This window comes from Nocardiopsis nanhaiensis (assembly GCF_054778635.1).
Genome location: NZ_BAAGZJ010000008.1, coordinates 64,690 through 80,996, shown reverse-complemented (window position 1 = coordinate 80,996; position 16,307 = coordinate 64,690). Strand labels below are relative to the sequence as shown.

The following is a 16,307-nucleotide window of genomic DNA, read 5'->3' as shown; positions in this document are numbered from 1 at the left end:
TGCGTGCCGGGGCTTGCATGCGGCTTTCGTGGCGGGGTGAGGCCTCAGGGCGTGAGGAGGCGGGCCCGCACGTCGTCCGCCGCGGGCACACCGATGCGCTCGAGGATGTCCACCGCGCGGCGCCAGTGCGAACGGGCCCTGACGCGGTCCCCGAGGTCGTGGTGCACGTCGCCGATACCCGTGTGGGCGTTGGCGTTGCAGTACTGGATGCCGCCGCTCTCGGCCTCGGCCAGGGCGTTGTGGTGGTGGGCGAGCGCCTCGTCGGGTGAGCCGTCGAGCCGGTACAGCTCACCGAGGGTGTTGTACGCGCTCGGTGAGATGAGGCGCTCGTTGGTGCTGGCCGCGACGGTGACGCAGTGCTCGGCACAGGCGAAGGCCTCCTCGCGCCGACCGAGCTGCCAGTAGACGTGGGCCAGCGGGTGCACCCACGCCTCGATGAACCGGTTTCCGGTGTCCTGGGCCGTGGAGCGCGCGAACTCGAGATGGTGCAGCGCGCGCTCGGGCAGGTCGAGAGCCCTGTACACCCAACCGATGATCGCCTCGGCATCGATGCGCCGCCCCGGGGCATCGTCCCGGGCGAGGTCGAGCGCCTCGGTGAGGTGTTCCAGCGCGGCCTCGTTCTTGCCGAGCAAGTGGAGGAGGTGACCCAGGTAGGCGTGCGCGGGTACGAGCGAGGCCCTGCCCTCCTCCCCGAGCCCGGCGGAGCTGACCAGTACCTGGTGCAGGTGGTCGTACGCCTCGCGGAAGCGTCCCAAGTAGGCGCACATGACACCGAGCTGGATCTGCTGCAGGCGCTGTTCCCGCTCCAGGCCCGCCCGCTGGAAGCTGTCGTGGGCGCGGCGCATGTACTCCATGGCTTCGTCGAGCCTCCCGAGGCGCCGGTACACCGAACCCACGCAGCGGTTCCCCGTGGCCTCGATGGCGGGGTCGCCCAAGCGGTACGCCGCATCGAGGCCGATGCCGTACACCGTGAGCGCCTCGTCGTGGTGGCCCCGGAGGCTGAGGTGGCGGCGCAGCGCGGAGGCCAGGCCGGTCACGGTGCGCCAGTCGCCGATCCGTGCGGCCTGCTCGGTCGCCCGCACCAGGTTGGCCCGTTCCGCCTCCAACCACTGCGCGGCGTCCCTGCCGCTGGAGAACCGGGTCGAGTCCCCGGCCCGCGGGAGCGGTACGCCGACCGGCGGGGCGGCCCGGCCGTGCGCCGCCTCCGTCGCGACCGGCACGGTACTCAGATAGTGCTCGAACAGTCCGTTCACGGCGGAGTCCCGGTCGGCCTCCGTGTCCTGGGCCCGGCCCAGGTCGCAGGCGTGGGCGCGCAGCAGGTCGTGCATCAGGTAGCGGCCCCCGGCACCCTCTTCGATCAGGTGGGCGCGCGACAGCGCGCGCAGTACCGCCCTGGTCGTGGCGGTGTCCTCCCCGGTCAGCGCCGCGGCCGCCGCCACGTCGATGTCGTAGCCCGGGAACGATCCGAGCAGGCGGAAGACGCGGGCGGAGCCGGGGGAGAGCTGTTGGTAGGACCAGGAGAGGACCGAACGCACCGAAGCGGTCGGGTCGCCTCCGGCGTCGAGGACGTCCAAGGCGTGTTGCTCGTCGGCGAGTTCGGCGGCCAGTTCGCCGATCCCGTGTCGCGGGCTCGCGTTGACCAGCTCAGCGGCCACGCGCAGCGCCAGCGGTAGCCGGGCGCACCGTTCGACCATTTCGGCCACAGCACGGGGCTCCTGGTGCACCCGCGCCCCGATCAGTCCGCGCAGCAGGTCCACCGCCTCGGCGGACGGGAGGCGGTCGAGGGGGATCCGCCGTGCGCCCTCGCGGGCCACCAGCCCGGTGAGCGCGTCACGGCTGGTGACCAGGACCAGGACGGACGGGCTTCCCGGAAGCAGCGACCGGACCTGCTCGGCCGTGCGCGCGTTGTCCAGCAGGAGCAGGATCCGCCGCCCCGCGACGAGGGTGCGGAACCGGGCCGCGCGCGCGTCGATCCCGCTGGGGATCGCCGCGCCGTCGACACCCAGCTCCCGAAGGAACCCGGCCAGCGCGTACTCCGGATCCATGGGCGCCTGCGGCCCGAAGCCACGCAGGTCGACGTACAGCTGCCCGTCGGGGAAGCGGTCGCGCACCCGGTGCGCCCAGCGCAGCGCCAACGCGGTCTTGCCCACGCCTCCGCTGCCGGAGATCACCGACACCGGCGCGGTCGGGTCCTGGTCCAGAACGCCGTCCAAGAAGGCCAGCTCCCCCTCCCTGCCGGTGAACCCGTGTGCGTCGTGCGGGAGCTGGGCCGGTGGCATCGCGCCCGGACGCGTGTGCTCGGCGTCCACGGCCTGGCCGGTGAGGACACACTGTTCGATGTGGCGCAGCTCCGGGCCGGGTTCCTGGCCGAGCTCGTCCACGAGCGCGCGCCGCACGGTGTGGTAGACGGCGAGCGCTCGGCCCGGCTGTCCGGAGCGGTGGAAGGCGACCATCAGCAACCCGTGCAGGTGTTCGTGCAGCGGGTTCTGGCGTACCTGTTCCACGAGCTCCCCGAGCACCGCGCTGTGCCGCCCGAGGGCCAGCTCCGCCGAGTAGAGCTCGTCGATCCCTGCCACGCGCCGTTCCTCGAGGCTGTGGGCCCGGTTCTCCAACAGGGCGGTGTCCGTGCCCTCGAACGGGCGCCCCTGCCACAGGTCAAGGCCCGCGCGGATCCGTTCGGCAGCGCGTCGGGGGTCCGTCGCGCGCACGGCAGCTCCCTCGTCGAGCAGCGACTCGAAGCGCTCCGCGTCCAGCTCGCCGGGGTACACGACGAGGCGGTAGCCGCCGGGTTCGGACCGCAACCGCTCCGGCTCCGACAGCAGCCGCCGCAAACGGTGCACGTGCAGGTGCAGTCGGGAGGCCGCGCGTTCGTCGCGCGCCCCGCCCCACATCGCCTCGGACAGCACTTCCGCGGGGACCGGCGTGTTGGCGTGTGCCAGCAGCACACCGCAGAGCACGCGCTGGAGACGCCCCGCCATCGTCACCTCGTGACCGTCGTGCCGGATCCTCATCCGGCCGAAGACCTCGAACTCCATGCGGTTCCACCTCAGAGCCAGTATGCCCAGTTCGAGCCTAGATGAAGGGCACAACTGAACAGACGGTCACCGCACCGAGAACCAAGGCCAGCACGCGGTAGTTCCGGTACCACGGTGTTCCCGCCAGTTCCTCGGAGTCCTTCCGCCAGGTCGCCCTGCTCCAAGTGATGTCGGCGACCTTGGCCGGATCCGGTGCCTCGGTCGACAGTGAGATCACGACGAAGACGACCAGGCTCAGCAGGAACATGATCCCGGTCGCGTACAGGAACTGGATGTCGAAGACTTCGAAGACCTCACCGAGGAAGAACGCGAGCAGACCGAACGGGACGACCGCCAGGGTCCACACCCCCGCCGGCGTCGAAGCGCGCCGCCAGAACAGGCCACCGAGGAGTACCACCACCAGCGGCATCGTCACGTACCCGAGGAACGATTGGAAGTAGGCCACGATGCCCGAGAAGGTGGTGATCACCGGCGCCCACAAGGCGGCCGTCAGCATGAACACGCCGACCAGCAGCCGACCGATGGTGAGCAGCTGCCGCTCGGTGAACTGCCGCTGCCGGGTCTTGACGAAGTCGTTGACCACCAGGCTGGCCGCACCGTTGAGCACCGAGTCGAGTGTGGACATCAGCGCGAAGACGAGCGCGGCCACGATCACCCCTCGGATACCGATCGGGACGTACTCGAACACCAGCGCTGGCCACACCATGTCGCTGTCGGGCAGCTGGTCGGAGTCGTAGATGCCCCGGCCGAGGACACCGGGGAAGATGAGGAAGATCAGCACCGGGAGCTGGAGGGCCCCGGCGAAGAGGGCACCCCACCGCCCGTGGTCGATGTTCTTGGCCGCCAGGACCCTTTGGACCACGATGTGGTTGGTCACCCACACGTAGAAGGAGAGCCAGAGCGCCCCCGTGAAGATGCCCGGCCAGGGAAGGAAGTCGTCACCGGGCGGCGGGGCCACGGTGAACCCGTCCTCGGGCGCCAGCTCGGGCAGCGCCGACCAGTTGAAGTCGAACTCGGCGAAGACGAGGACGAAGAGCGCGGCACCGGCGGCGAAGAGCACCACGCCCTGGATGGTGTCGGTGATCATCACCGACTTCAACCCGCCGACCAGCACGTACCCGCCGCCGAGCAGCGCGATGGTCGCGATGTGCACACCAAGCGGAACTTCGGGGAACAGCAGCGAGAGGACCAGCGATCCCGCGAACATCGCGCCCGCACTGTCGAGCAGCATGGCCGTAACGACGGTGAACCCGGAGAAGGCGTAGCGTGCCCGGCGGTCGTAGCGCCGTTCGAGGAACTCCGGCACCGTGGTGATCTTGGACTGCAGGTAGAAGGGCAGGATCAGCAGGGCGAAGACGAGCAGGACCACCGTGGCCATCCACTCGAAGTTCCACACGGAGATGCCCGTCTCGAATCCGGCACCGGCCAGGCCGAGGTACTGCGTCCCGCCGAACTGGGTCGCGAAGAGGGAGAATCCGACCACCGGCCAGATCATCGTGCGTCCGGCGAGGAAGTAGCTCTCGGTTCCCTCCTGTTTGCGTCCGACCCAGAGGGCGATGCCCAGGATCGCGGCCACGAAGGCGAAAACGACCACCAGGTCCAGCGGAGCGAGCTCGAAATCCGGCACGGCTGCCTCCTAACGGTGCTCCTCGCGCTGGTCCTCCGGGCCGCTCCGCTGTGCTCCTTCGGTCGCCTGGGCGCGGACGACCAGGACCGAACAGTGCGCGTCACGCGCGAGCCGGAGGGACAGGTCCCCCAAGGCCCGGCGGGAGCCGGGCGTCCCCCCTCGGGCCCCGACCACCAACAGTCCTGTGCCGAGCTCCGCGGCGGTGCGGATCACCGTCGCCTCGATCCGCCGAGCTAGGCGGACCACGGCATGGTCGAGTTCGACACCCTGGGTCGAGGTCTCCGAACCCCGCCGCTCGACGAGCGCTTCCCCCTGTTCGCGCAGCCGGTCCACTTGGGCTGGTGTCACGGTGGTGCCGGCCACGATCGGCTCCAGCGACTTGACGTGGACCAGGCTCAGGGTGGACGCGGTGGCGCGCGCCCCCGCCACCGCTGTGCCGAGGGCCATGTCGGCCTCGGTCGAGCCGTCGTCCGCGACGAGGATGCTGGTGGGTAACGACAACATCGAGGGACCTCCGGCCTTCGACGTGCGGTATCCGGGCGGCCCGCCTGTGCCGGTCGACGCCCCGGGACCGGCGCAGGCGGGTGCCTCATCCACTGCCCCGTGCCCGGCACGCAATAACGCAAATTTCCGTTGAACGGGCGGTGTGTCCTCGCTGGTCCCGTAACCGGTGAGGGTTGGCTACCAGGGCAGGCTGAGCTGTGCGGGCTCGGGCTCTTTGGCGGGTTCGGGCGCGCTCTCGCCCTCGTTCCGGTGGCTCCCGGGCCTGTTCAGCCCGTGCCGCCCGGCGGCCTCGCGCACCAGGGCGCCGATGCGCTTCCGGTAGGTAGCGGGCGCGTAGGAGCCGTTCCCGTACAGATCCCGGTACAGCGGCAGCAGGTGCGGGTACTCCCTGGTCAGCCAGGCCCGGTACCACTCCCGTGCGCCGGGGCGCAGGTGCAGCACGATCGGGGTGAGGCGGCGCGCACCTGCGGCGGCGATCGCGCCCGCGGTGGCGTCGATCTGCTCTGCGGAGTCTGTGAGCCCCGGCAGGATCGGCGCCATCAGGACCGTGCAGTCCAGCCCTCGGTCTGCGAAGGCGCGGACCACGTCCAGGCGGCTCCGCGGCCGCGGGGTGCCCGGTTCCACGGAGCGCCAGACCCGCTCGTCGACGGAGCCGACCGACACCGCCAGGCCCACGTCGGTCACCCGGGCGGCCTGCTCGATGAGGTCGGTGTCGCGCAGGATCAGCCGTCCCTTGGTGAGGATGGAGAAGGGATTGGCCGCGTCCCGGAACGCGGCGATGATCTCGCGCATCAGCCGGTACCGGCCCTCGGCCCGCTGGTAGGGATCGGTGTTGGTACCCATGGCGACGGGCTCGCCCCGCCAGCCCGGCCGGGCGAGCTCGGCCCGCAGCAGCTCCCCGGCGTTGGTCTTCACCATGATCTTGGTGTCGAAGTCGTGGCCGGAATCCAGGTCCAGGTACTCGTGGGTACGGCGCGCGAAGCAGTACACGCAGGCGTGCCCGCACCCCCGGTAGGGATTCAGGGTCCAGCGGAACATGGGGTCGTCCCCGCCGACCCGGTTGATGATCGAGCGGGCCCGGATCTCCACGGCGACCGCGTCCCCGTCATCCCCTGCCTCGACCGGTCCGGTCCCGGGCGCTGCCAGTCCTGCCCGGCCGGTGCCCCGGTCAGGCTGGGGTGCCAGCCGGGCGATGTCGAACAGCGTGTCCCCGTCCCGGTCCTCTCTCAGGTTCTCCCAGCGCATGGCTAGTATTCGAACATGTTTTCGATGAGTTGTCCAGTGCGGATCACCCGGAGACCGGTTTGCGGCCCCGGGTGTACACCATCGGGAAGAACCAGGCACGCATCCGGGGATCGAGCATGAGTTCGTGGAAGCGCTCCAGTTCACCGGTGGTCATGCCGACCGCGCGCATCCGGGCATCCATCTGCCGCACGTAGTTGCTGAGCAGCAGGCAGCCGGTCGTGCCGCCGTAGGTGGTATGAGCGAACTCCATGGTGTCGATCCCGGTCAGTCCGAGTGCGGTCATCTCGGCATCGACCTCCGGCCCCCACTCGAAACTCTGTCCGGCGGGGCGGATGACCTTCTCACTGCCGGTATCGATGACCTTCCGGAACAGCTCCGCGTCGGCGTGAGACGGCGCCGCGACGGCTTCGGTGCGCGGCTGGCTGATCTCCCCCACGACGAGCCAACCGCCCGGGGCGAGCGCGTCGGCGAGATCGGCGAGGATCTCCTTGCGGCGCTTGAGGTGCATCAGGAGGAACCGGGTGTGGATGACGTCGAACGGCCCTTCCGCGGGCAGGCCGTCGTTGAGGTCGTGGCGGTGGACCCGCACACCTGGGGGAACGTCGACGTGGGTGGTGTCGATGTCTGAGGCGTGCACCTCGCCGCTCGGTCCGGTGCGCTCGGCGAACCAGCGCGCGACAGACCCGCTTCCCGTTCCGAGGTCGAGACAGCGCTGGCCCTCGCCGACGGTCACGTCGCCGACGAACCCGCGCGTCGAGCGGTCGAACAGCTCCTGCAGATAGTGGAGCTGGCGCGCGCCGAGATCGGTGCCGGAGTCGAATGCGTATTCGGTGGCCATGGTCGGTCCCTTCGGTCCCTTCGTCGTAGGCGCCATCGTGCGCGTCCGAACTTGCATCCGCCTTTCATCAGGCGTCGCGCCGGTGGAAGACCAGGGCGGCCGACCCTCCGGCCGCCACGACCCACGCGAGGAGGACCAGGCCGCCGGTCCAGGGAGTGAGCACGGGGTCGGCACCGGGCAGGTAGAGCAGCCGGCCGGCGCGGTCGGGGAGCCAGCGCGCGTGCTCGGTCATCCCCGCCAGCAGCGGCGAGACGATGAGGAGCAGGCCCAGCAAGGACACCAGCGGGGGCAGCGGCGAGCGCGCCACCACGGTGAGCAGGTGGGCCAAGAGGGCGAGCAGTGCCAGGTAGGCCGCCATCCCCGCCAGCGGCCACGCGGAGGCCCCGGAGAGGACCTCCGCTCCGCTCAGGGCGAGCGATGCGCCGACCAAGCCCGCGGCCACGGCGCCCGCACCCATGACGGCCGAGGCCAGAAGGCAGGCGGCGGTCTTGGCCGTCAACAGGCGCCCCCGCCGCGGGGCGGCGGTCAGGGTCGTGCGGACCTGGCCGCCCGCGTACTCGCTGGCCGTGCCCAGAATCCCCAGAAGGGCGGCGCCGACCTGGAGGTACGGCATCGCCTGGACGACGGCGGACTCGGCGTCAGTCGGGGCGTTCTGCGCGGTGGCCAGCAGGGCGGTCAGGCCCGCCGCAGCGGCGACGGTGCCCAGGACGGCGGCGCGGACCGCCGGCAGGGTCCGGAGCTTGAGCACCTCGGCGCTGACAGTGTCCGTCAGGCGGCCGCTCATGCGTCCCTCCGCTGCAGGACGAGGACGGCCACGGCCAGGAGGCCGACGGCCCACGCCGCCATGACCAGCCCACCGGCCAGTGGACCGAGCACCAGGTCGAAGGCGGCGAATGAGTCCGGATCGTCTCCCAGGAAGAGGGCGGTCCCGGCGAGGTCGGGCAGGTACCGGGCCGCGGACGTGACGTTGCTGAGGAGCATGGAGAACGACACGAGCGAACTGTTGGTGACCAGCACGATGATCGGGATGATCCCGCTGCGGGTCAGGACGGTCAGGGCCATGGCGATGAGCGCGGTCAGCGTCCAGAAGAGCAGGGCGCCAAGGGCGCGGCCCACGACGTCTCCGGGCGTGTTGGTCTCCGTCCCCGCGTTACCGATGACCGTCCGCGCCAGGGCCAGGCTGGCCGGGAGCGTCACCGCGGTGGAGACCGTGACCAGCAGGACGGTGACCAGGGCCTTGGCCCAGAGCACACGCAGACGGCCCGGGGCGGCCGTGAGGGTCGCGGTGATCTGTCGACCCCCGCCCGCGTCGTCACGGTTGGCGGTGTACTCGCTGCTGACCACGACCACACCGAGGACCACCGCCCCCACCGTGCCCAAGGGAACGGCCGCGAACGCCGCCTCCACCGGAGAGGTGTGCGCGATCAGTTCGAGGCGGCCCGAGTCCACTGCGTTGCGGACGTTGATCGCGTTCAGCAGGGTGATCGCGGGCGCGCCGAGCACGGCGACGGCCAACCCGACCCACACGGCGGGCAGCGTGGCGGCCTTGTACGTCTCCGCGGCGACCAAACGGACGAGGCTCATCGTCGGCCCCCACCGGTCAGGTCGAAAAAAGCGTGCTCCAGGCTCGGGTAACCCGAGGTCACGTCCGACAGCGGCCCCGAGGCGACGATCCGGCCACCGGAGATCACCACGAGGTCGTCGGCGATCTCGGCGACCTCGCCCATCAGGTGACTCGACAGCAGCACCGTCCCCCCGGCCCCGGCGTGGGCGCGCAACAGGTCGCGGATCCACCGGATGCCCTCGGGGTCCAACCCGTTCACCGGCTCGTCCAGCACCAGCGCGTCCGGCTCGCCGAGCAGCGCGGCGGCCAGGCCGAGTCGCTGTCCCATACCCAGGGAGAACCGGCCCACCCGGGTCCGGCCCGCGTCGGCCAGCCCGACCAGTTCGAGCACCTCACCGACCCTCCCGCGCGGGATGCCGTTGGTGCGGGCCACCCAGGACAGGTGGTCGCGCGCGGTGCGGGAACGGTGCGCGCCCGACCCGTCGAGCATCGACCCCACCACGCGCAGGGGCGAGCGCAGACTCCGGTAGGGGCGGCCACCGACCAGCGCCCTGCCACTGGTGGCGCGGTCCAGACCCAGCAGGACCCGCAGCGTTGAAGACTTCCCGGCACCGTTGGGTCCCAGGAAGCCGGTGACCCGCCCGGGCTCGGCCCGGAAGCTCACATCGGAGAGGACGGCGCGCGAACCGCGCCGTTTGACCAGGTGTTCGATCGACAGCATGCCCGCCATGCAAACAGTGCCGACCCCTGCCGGGGATCGGCCCGAGGACCGGACCTGTCCGTCGGCCTGCGACCGGGGGCTCTCGGACCCGGGTCCGATGCCGACGGCGCGCCAGATCTCTAGCATGGGGACGATGGAGACCCGCAGACCCACCCGGAGCACGCGCCTGTGGCTCATCCCGGTCCTGGTGCTGGGCGCCTTCGCGGTGCTGTCCGGAACCACCGGCACCGACCCGGACAGCGGGATCACCCTGGCAGCGGCAGCAGTGGTCGCGGCCGCCGCCACCGCGCTCACCGTCTGGACGGTGCTGCGCGCACGGCGCCAGCGCGAGGACTACGAAGGGCGGCTGGCCGCCTGGGCGGGAGAACGGGCCGTACACGCCGAACGGCTCCGGATCGCCCGTGACCTGCACGACCTCGTCTCACACGGACTCGGGACCGTCACCGTGCGCGCCGCCGCCGCGTCCAGGGCGACCGGCCCAGAGAGCGCGGACGAGCGGACCCACGCACTCGCCGACATCGAAGACGTCAGCCGCAGGACCACCACGGAGCTGCGGCGCATGCTCACCCTGCTGCGGTCACCCGACCCCGAGGCGCCCCCGGTCCGCCCCGCGGAGACACTGGATTCCCTCCCCGGGATCACCCGGGCCGCACAGGACCGGGGCCTCACGGTGACCCTCGACCTGCCCGACCTGGGCGAGGTGTCACCCGGCGTGCAGCTCGCGCTCTGCGCCGTCGTCCGCGAGGGCCTGGACAACACCGCACGCCACGCCGGACCCGTACCCGTCCGCGTACGCCTGCACCGAGAGGACCGGTCCATCCGGGCCACAGTGGACGACGGCGGTCCGACCGACGGCTGGGAGCCCCGACCGGGCGCCGGTTACGGGCTGGTCGGACTGGGCGAACGCGTCCGCGCCCTCGGCGGAACCCTCGACACCGCCGCCACGGACCCCGGGTTCCGGCTCACCGCACGGATCCCGGACCGGGAGGGGGCATGACGGCCACCGAAGACCCCGGCGTGCGCGTCCTCGTGGCCGACGACCAGTCCCTGCTGCGGCACAGCCTGACCCTGCTCATCGACGCCGCCCCCGGAACCGCCGTGGTCGGCCAAGCGGGCACCGGCCGTGAGGCCGTCGCCCTCAGCCGGGAACTCGCCCCCGACGTCGTACTCATGGACATCCGCATGCCCGGCGGCGACGGGATCGAGGCGACCCGGTCCATCACCGCCGACCCGCGTCTGCACCGCACCCGCGTGCTCGTCCTGAGCATGTTCGAGCTGGACGAGTACGTCCACGCCGCCCTGCGCGCCGGTGCCAGCGGCTTCCTCCTCAAAGACGCCCACCCCGACCACCTGGTCGACGCCATCCGCCGCACCCACACCGGCGAGTCCCTGCTGGCCCCCAGCATCCTGACCCGTGTGGTCGCGCACTTCCTCCACCGCCCCGCGAACGCCCCCGTACAGGGGCTCGACGGGCTCACCGGACGGGAAACCGAAGTCCTCGCCCTGGTCGCCCGCGGCCTGTCCAACACCGAGATCGCCGACGCGCTCACCATCTCCGTCAAGACGGTCAAGACCCACGTCGGCAACCTGCTCGCCAAACTCGCCGCCCGCGACCGCGCCCAGCTGGTCATCGCCGCCTACGACAGCGGCCTGGTCACCCCGCCCTGATCCGGAGCCGGTCGGTCCGGGCCGGTGAGGCCGTGCCTTCCCCCGTAGGCGGCGGTCGGCGGCACCGTCCACCCCTCGGTCAGTTCCGGTGCCGGGCGGTGCACCTCCACGGCCAGGGGACGGCACACCTCGATCGGGTCGCGGGCGTCCGGCCCCCACAACGGGACCGAGAGGTCCCCGCCGGGCAGGTCGACAGGGCGCACAGCAGGTCCTGCTCGGCGAAGAACTCGAAGAAGTCGCCCGGCCGTGCGGGTGAGGCCTTCATGAAGTACTGGTCGTCGGCGTTGAGGCCGGTGCACTGGAAGACGTTGAGCACGTCGTGCACGTCGAACTCGGTCAGCCCGTAGGGCAGCACCGCGCGGGTGAGGTTGGAGTGGCAGTGCACGTCGACGTAGGGGTTGTGAGCTGTTCGGGGTTCCCTCAGCAACCATCCACTCTTGTCAACACACAGCACGACGGCCGCAGGCTGCCGTTGAAGAGCCAGGCGCTCGGATCGGTTCGCGCCGGAGAAAAGATTCAGGGGGAGTTCGCGGATTCTCCCCACACGGGCCCACCTGTTTCGCTAACGTCTTTCTCGAACGTGTGCACGAGACGCCGGGAGGGGGTGGGACCCGTGGCCGAGACCGCTCTACAGCAGGCCGAGCAACAAGCAGAAGGCAAGAAGAAGCGCAAGAAGAAGCGGGGGTTTCAACCCCGCCCCGGGCATGTGGTCCAGGCCTTCACCTTCGCTCTGGACCCGGGGGTCGAGGCCGAGCAGCGGTTGCGCTCGCACTGCGGAGGGGCCCGGACGGCCTTCAACTGGGCCCGCAACCACGTCCTGGCCACCTGGGACCAGCGCGCAGCCGAGGCCTCCTACGGGGTTGCTGAGTCCGAGCGCACCCCCACCACTCCGGCCCGCCCGCAGGGGGTGGCCGGGGTGGACCTGGGCCTGACGTCCCTGGCGGTGGTCGCCGACAACGACGGCGGGGCGCGGCACGTGGCCAACCCCAGCCATTTGGAGGGGGCACTGACCGACCTGCGCCGGGCCTGCCGGAGGGTGTCGCGGCGCCAGGGCCCGGACCGGCGCACCGGGCGCCCCCCGTCGAAGCGGTGGGTCAAGGCCAACCGGAACCGCAACAGGGTGCACCACCGGGTGGCCAACCTGCGCACCGACGCGCTGCACCACCTGACCACTGCGTTGGCGGGCGAGTACGGCACTCTGGTGGTGGAGGATCTGAACGTGGCCGGGATGGTGAAGAACCGGCGTCTGGCCCGGCGTATCGCTGATGCGGGGTTCGGGCAGATCCGCCGCCAGCTGGACACCAAGACCGCCTGGGGCGGTGGCCGCCTGGTGGTGGCCGACCGGTGGTTCGCCAGTAGTAAGACCTGCTCGGGGTGCGGGGCGACGAAAGCCAAGTTGCCGCTGCACGTTCGGGTGTTCGACTGCGACGAATGTCCCCTGGTGTTGGACCGGGACGTCAACGCAGCGCGCAACCTCGCCGCCTTGGCGGCGCAGGTGAGCAGTACCGGTACCGGAGTGGCCGGAGACCGGGGAGCGAGGGCTCCAAAGGCCCGTGGAGCCGACCGTAGGACCCGCACTACCCGCACCCGCCGCAGGGCGGGTGCGGGGCGGGCCGGTGGCGCAAGACCGCGAAGGCGGAAGGAATCGGGACACCGTCGTCAGGACACCCAACCCCGGTTGTGGTGACACCGTCACGGACCTTTCGTGCACACATGCACGGGATGCTGATGTTCGCTTAAGACATCAGCAACGGTCGCAGCGGGACCCGAGTAGGTCGTGCACGCGGCCGCCCTCGGCGTCCTCGCCGTACCAGTCCAGGGTGTCGTTGGAGATAGTCACCAGGGGACGCAGGTACGGCAGGGTCGACCACAGGCGGTCGTGGCGGGTCAAGTGCGCGCTCTGCAGCTGGCGTGTGCGCGCCGCCCACAGGCGCTCGCGCGGGTTGTGTCGGTTCCAGAGGTTGAGGTCTCCCACCTGGGCGCCCTCGGGGGTGGAGATGCGGCACAGGTGTCCGGCGGGCACCTCCCAGGCCCGGCCGGACCGGATCGGTAGTACGGAGCGCTCCACGAGCTCACGGCCTTCGGTGTGCTCGGCCAACCGGTCGTAGAAGGCCGTGTCGATCCTGAGGGCACTGCCCTCACCTGTTTGGTATGCGGCCTCGGGTGAACCCAAGGGTCTCCTCGCTTTACGTCGGGGTACAGCGCAACTCGGGGCTCTGGCGCCGCGGTCAGCGAAGGTATACCCGAGTGGGGTCGATCGTGTCCCTGAGCAGGCCCAGTTCCGCGCGGCTGGGCGGCTCGGTCACCGCGACCTCCTCGGCGACCCTGAGCGGCCAACCGGTGGCGGCCACGACGTCGGCCACCCGGATCCCCGGGTGTACCGCGCTCAGCTGGAGTTCCCCGTCTTCGGCCGCGGTGAGCAGCCCGAGTTCGGTGACCACCGTGGTCACACCGCCGCCCTGAGTACGCACTCGGGGGGCCGCTCGGCGGGCGCGGGCGGGGGAGGGGCTGGTGCAGAAGTCGAGCTCCCCGACCAGGGATGAGGGGTTGTGGCCGCGCACGACCACGAACACCTCCCGGGCGTTGGCCATGACCTCCGCGGCGCCGCCCGGGCCGGGCAGGCGTACGTCGGGTCTCGCGTAGTCGCCGATCACCGAGGTGTTGAGACTGCCCCAGCGGTCCATCTGCGCGGCCCCGAGGAACCCCACGTCGATGCGGCCGCCCTGCAGCACGTAGCCGAAGAGGCTCTTCATGTCCAGGATGCACTCGGCTCCCGTGGCGAGGGGTGCGTCGCCGACGGTCTGCGGAAGCCGGGGAGGGTGTGCGCCGCATACCCCCGACTCGTACACCTGCTCCAGCCCGGGGTCGGTGGTGGCCTGCGCCAGGGCCACGGCGAGTGTGGGCAGGCCGATTCCGGCGAATACGCGCCGCCGGCCGCGCAGGCAGCGGGCGCTGAGCACGGTGATGAGTTCGCTGGGGGTGTGCTCGACGTGTGTGGTCTCCTCGGTCGCCGTCACAGGGTGCTCCCGTAGTTGACCGGAGCCGACATCGCGGGCTCCGGGGTCAGTGGGTCGAAGAAGCCCGGTCCGAGCTTGTCCACGTAGGCGGCGTGGTCGGGGAGGTCGTACACCCACTCCCGCAGCCATGCCGCGAGCCGTTCGGGGTCGCGGCTGATGGACGGCCAGGACCGGTAGAAGGCGTTGTCGCGGTCGTAGTGGCCCTGCACGAACGACGGGTACGCGCCGCGCGGGCACTCGACCACGGCGTCGACCGCGAGTGCGGGGATCAGGGTGCGGTTGGGGTCGGAGCGCACCACGGACGCGTCCACGACCTCCTCGACCACCACGATCGTCCGGTCCGCGGCGAAGGCGGCCTCCTGCTGGGGGCCGAGGATGCCCCAGGCTTGAGTGTTGCCGGAGCGGTCGGCGCGCTGGGCGTGCACGATCGTGACGTCCGGCCGCAGGGGCGGCACCGCGTAGATCTCCTCGGTCCCGCCGTCGGCTGCGGGGAAGGGCGAGGTCACCGTGCGGATGCCCGGGTTGTGGACGGGCAGGTCACCGCCGGCGTAGGAGCTCAGGGGATGGAAGGGCAGGTTTGACGCGCCGGCGATGTAGCGGCCCAGGAGGCCGTAGTGGCTGTACTCCTCGATCGCCAGGGGTTCGGGGTCGTGGTGTTCCACGCGCCGCCGGATGGCGTGCAGCGACCCGACGGAGCTGTTCCCGGTGAACCCGAAGACCATCGCGTCGGCTGTGCCCGCGGCGACCAATTGGTCGAAGACGATGTCGGGTGTCATCCGCACGAGGGTCAGGCCGCGGCGCCGCTGGCGGATCAGCTCGTGGCCCGCAGCGACCGGGATCAGGTGGGTGAAGCCCTCCAGCGCCACCGTGTCGCCGTCCCGGACGAGCGCGGACACGGCCTCGCGCATCGAGGTCAGCTTCGATTCCGCCACCGGCCCCACTTCTCCTTCCGGGCCTCCCAGGCCCGCGATCTGCCTCGCGGTTCCGTACTCCGAGGTAACGGTGACACAGGCCACTGAATATGGTCCAATACTGAATTCGCCGAGCACTGAGACCGAAAACGTATGAACGGACCGCCATGGAATTCCGGCACGTGAACGGGTTCGTCGCGGTCGCGGAGGAACTGCACTTCGGGCGGGCCGCGGTCCGCCTGAACATGGCCCAGCCGCCGTTGAGCCAGCAGATCCGTCGGCTGGAGAAGGATCTCGGGGTGCGCCTGTTCGACCGGAACACGCGCTCGGTGCGGTTGACGCCCGCGGGGGAGCGGTTCCTGCCCCACGCACGCCAACTCCTCGCCCAGACTGACCTGGCCCGCCGGGCCGCCGTCGCCGGGGCGAGCGGTGAGGTCGGCCGGGTGAGCATCGGTTTCGCGGGCGCCAGCAGCCACGAGGCGATCCCCATCCTGACCAAGGCCGTGCGCGCGCAGTGCCCCGGTATCGAGCTGCGGCTGCGGGGGCAGACCTACGCCGGGGTGGCCCTCACCCAGGTTGCCGAGCGCGAACTGGACATCGGTTTCGTGCGGTCCCGGTCCGGTGGGAGGGCGTGCAGACGCGTGTGATCCAGTACGAGCGACTGGTCGCGGCGCTGCCCTCGGACCATCCCCTCGCCGGTGAGGACACGGTGGATGTCGCCGACCTGGCGGAGGAACCCTTCGTGGCCTTTCCCGGCACGGCAGGGTCGAGTGTCCGGGAGAACATGGTGCGCATCGCCCTCGACGCGGGTTTCACGCCCCGCATCGTGCAGGAGGCCCCGGACTCCAACACCATCCTCGACCTGGTGGCGGCCGGTGTCGGTGTCACGATCACGGTGTCGTCGGTTCAGCACATCCGTTTCGCCGGCATGGTCTACCGGGAGCTGCGCGGCGACGTTCCGGCCATTGCCTCCGCGCTGGCCTGGCGGGAGGACAACGCCTCGCCCGCGCTGGCCACGGTCCTGCGCGTCGCCGAGAAGGCGCTCCCCACGCCGTCGAGCACTGAGGTGCGCGGCTTGGAGCCCCGGCACGGGCGCGACTGATATCCCGTCCGTCTCACTGAGGTAAGAACTCGGTATTGGACGCTCTCAGGCCCGGGCTGGCACCGTGTAGCGGAA

General features: G+C 71.0%; 15 protein-coding genes and 2 pseudogenes. 5 read left to right on the top strand and 12 right to left on the bottom strand.

The features are described from left to right. Positions 1 to 44 precede the first annotated feature (44 nt). The 8 genes from ACYVD1_RS05795 to ACYVD1_RS05760 form a co-directional block, all read right to left on the bottom strand. Positions 45 to 3,035 (bottom strand): AfsR/SARP family transcriptional regulator, encoded by a 2,991-nt coding sequence (locus ACYVD1_RS05795; protein ID WP_460768804.1) that lies wholly within the window; start codon positions 3,033 to 3,035, stop codon positions 45 to 47. Positions 3,036 to 3,072: 37 nt separating this feature from the next. Next, positions 3,073 to 4,662, bottom strand: coding sequence for a sodium:solute symporter family transporter (locus tag ACYVD1_RS05790; protein ID WP_460768802.1), 1,590 nt, complete (start codon positions 4,660 to 4,662; stop codon positions 3,073 to 3,075). Between the two features lie 9 nt (positions 4,663 to 4,671). Next, positions 4,672 to 5,166: a universal stress protein gene (locus ACYVD1_RS05785; RefSeq protein ID WP_460768799.1), complete on the bottom strand. Its 495-nt coding sequence runs from the start codon at positions 5,164 to 5,166 to the stop codon at positions 4,672 to 4,674. 177 nt (positions 5,167 to 5,343) lie between these two features. After that, entirely contained in the window at positions 5,344 to 6,411 is a 1,068-nt protein-coding gene (locus ACYVD1_RS05780; RefSeq protein WP_460768797.1) for an Rv2578c family radical SAM protein, read from the bottom strand. 43 nt (positions 6,412 to 6,454) lie between these two features. Further along, entirely contained in the window at positions 6,455 to 7,249 is a 795-nt protein-coding gene (locus ACYVD1_RS05775) for a class I SAM-dependent methyltransferase (protein ID WP_460768792.1), read from the bottom strand. A 67-nt stretch (positions 7,250 to 7,316) separates the two neighbouring features. Continuing rightward, positions 7,317 to 8,033, bottom strand: coding sequence for an ABC transporter permease (locus tag ACYVD1_RS05770; RefSeq protein ID WP_460768789.1), 717 nt, complete (start codon positions 8,031 to 8,033; stop codon positions 7,317 to 7,319). After that, positions 8,030 to 8,833 carry an ABC transporter permease gene (locus ACYVD1_RS05765; protein WP_460768785.1) on the bottom strand — a complete coding sequence of 268 codons (804 nt, stop codon included), beginning with the start codon at positions 8,831 to 8,833 and terminating at the stop codon, positions 8,030 to 8,032. Before ACYVD1_RS05765 ends, ACYVD1_RS05770 begins: the two co-directional genes overlap by 4 nt. Next, complete coding sequence (locus ACYVD1_RS05760) at positions 8,830 to 9,534, bottom strand: ABC transporter ATP-binding protein (protein ID WP_460768953.1); 705 nt, start codon at positions 9,532 to 9,534, stop codon at positions 8,830 to 8,832. The genes ACYVD1_RS05765 and ACYVD1_RS05760 overlap by 4 nt, the downstream gene beginning before the upstream one ends. A 133-nt stretch (positions 9,535 to 9,667) precedes the next feature. On the opposite strand from ACYVD1_RS05760, the gene ACYVD1_RS05755 reads away from it, so the two are divergent. After that, positions 9,668 to 10,531 (top strand): sensor histidine kinase, encoded by an 864-nt coding sequence (locus ACYVD1_RS05755; protein ID WP_460768783.1) that lies wholly within the window; start codon positions 9,668 to 9,670, stop codon positions 10,529 to 10,531. After that, positions 10,528 to 11,202 carry a response regulator gene (locus ACYVD1_RS05750; protein ID WP_460768780.1) on the top strand — a complete coding sequence of 225 codons (675 nt, stop codon included), beginning with the start codon at positions 10,528 to 10,530 and terminating at the stop codon, positions 11,200 to 11,202. The genes ACYVD1_RS05755 and ACYVD1_RS05750 overlap by 4 nt, the downstream gene beginning before the upstream one ends. On the opposite strand, the pseudogene ACYVD1_RS05745 reads toward ACYVD1_RS05750, so the two are convergent. Then, positions 11,172 to 11,590, bottom strand: a pseudogene (locus ACYVD1_RS05745) (DUF1989 domain-containing protein); the annotation flags it as partial. The gene ACYVD1_RS05750 and the pseudogene ACYVD1_RS05745 sit on opposite strands and share 31 nt — an antisense overlap. A gap of 225 nt (positions 11,591 to 11,815) precedes the next feature. Between ACYVD1_RS05745 and ACYVD1_RS05740 the strand changes: the two are divergent. Then, on the top strand, positions 11,816 to 12,889 hold the full coding sequence (locus ACYVD1_RS05740; protein WP_460768777.1) for an RNA-guided endonuclease TnpB family protein: 1,074 nt from the start codon (positions 11,816 to 11,818) through the stop codon (positions 12,887 to 12,889). Between the two features lie 66 nt (positions 12,890 to 12,955). Here ACYVD1_RS05740 and ACYVD1_RS05735 read toward each other — a convergent pair. The 3 genes and pseudogenes from ACYVD1_RS05735 to ACYVD1_RS05725 form a co-directional block, all read right to left on the bottom strand. Then, positions 12,956 to 13,375, bottom strand: a pseudogene (locus ACYVD1_RS05735) (urea carboxylase-associated family protein); the annotation flags it as partial. 55 nt (positions 13,376 to 13,430) lie between these two features. Then, positions 13,431 to 14,219, bottom strand: a complete 789-nt coding sequence (locus tag ACYVD1_RS05730) for a CoA-transferase subunit beta (protein ID WP_460768774.1) — start codon at positions 14,217 to 14,219, stop codon at positions 13,431 to 13,433. Next, positions 14,216 to 15,151: a CoA transferase subunit A gene (locus tag ACYVD1_RS05725; RefSeq protein ID WP_460768772.1), complete on the bottom strand. Its 936-nt coding sequence runs from the start codon at positions 15,149 to 15,151 to the stop codon at positions 14,216 to 14,218. The genes ACYVD1_RS05730 and ACYVD1_RS05725 overlap by 4 nt, the downstream gene beginning before the upstream one ends. 161 nt (positions 15,152 to 15,312) lie before the next feature. Between ACYVD1_RS05725 and ACYVD1_RS05720 the strand changes: the two genes are divergently transcribed. Both ACYVD1_RS05720 and ACYVD1_RS05715 read left to right on the top strand, forming a co-directional pair. Next, a complete protein-coding gene (locus ACYVD1_RS05720) occupies positions 15,313 to 15,777 on the top strand; it encodes a LysR family transcriptional regulator (protein ID WP_460768769.1) in 465 nt (154 codons plus the stop codon). Beyond that, a complete protein-coding gene (locus tag ACYVD1_RS05715) occupies positions 15,762 to 16,232 on the top strand; it encodes a LysR family substrate-binding domain-containing protein (protein WP_460768767.1) in 471 nt (156 codons plus the stop codon). The genes ACYVD1_RS05720 and ACYVD1_RS05715 overlap by 16 nt, the downstream gene beginning before the upstream one ends. Positions 16,233 to 16,307: the final 75 nt, after the last annotated feature.

Bases quoted from the DNA above. Each gene is read 5' to 3' on its own strand.
- ACYVD1_RS05765 (WP_460768785.1), bottom strand. From the start codon at position 8,833: ATGAGCCTCGTCCGTTTGGTCGCCGCGGAGACGTACAAGGCCGCCACG.
- ACYVD1_RS05760 (WP_460768953.1), bottom strand. From the start codon at position 9,534: ATGCTGTCGATCGAACACCTGGTCAAACGGCGCGGTTCGCGCGCCGTC.
- ACYVD1_RS05755 (WP_460768783.1), top strand. From the start codon at position 9,668: ATGGAGACCCGCAGACCCACCCGGAGCACGCGCCTGTGGCTCATCCCG.
- ACYVD1_RS05770 (WP_460768789.1), bottom strand. From the start codon at position 8,033: ATGAGCGGCCGCCTGACGGACACTGTCAGCGCCGAGGTGCTCAAGCTC.
- ACYVD1_RS05775 (WP_460768792.1), bottom strand. From the start codon at position 7,249: ATGGCCACCGAATACGCATTCGACTCCGGCACCGATCTCGGCGCGCGC.
- ACYVD1_RS05780 (WP_460768797.1), bottom strand. From the start codon at position 6,411: ATGCGCTGGGAGAACCTGAGAGAGGACCGGGACGGGGACACGCTGTTC.
- ACYVD1_RS05795 (WP_460768804.1), bottom strand. From the start codon at position 3,035: ATGGAGTTCGAGGTCTTCGGCCGGATGAGGATCCGGCACGACGGTCAC.
- ACYVD1_RS05750 (WP_460768780.1), top strand. From the start codon at position 10,528: ATGACGGCCACCGAAGACCCCGGCGTGCGCGTCCTCGTGGCCGACGAC.
- ACYVD1_RS05785 (WP_460768799.1), bottom strand. From the start codon at position 5,166: ATGTTGTCGTTACCCACCAGCATCCTCGTCGCGGACGACGGCTCGACC.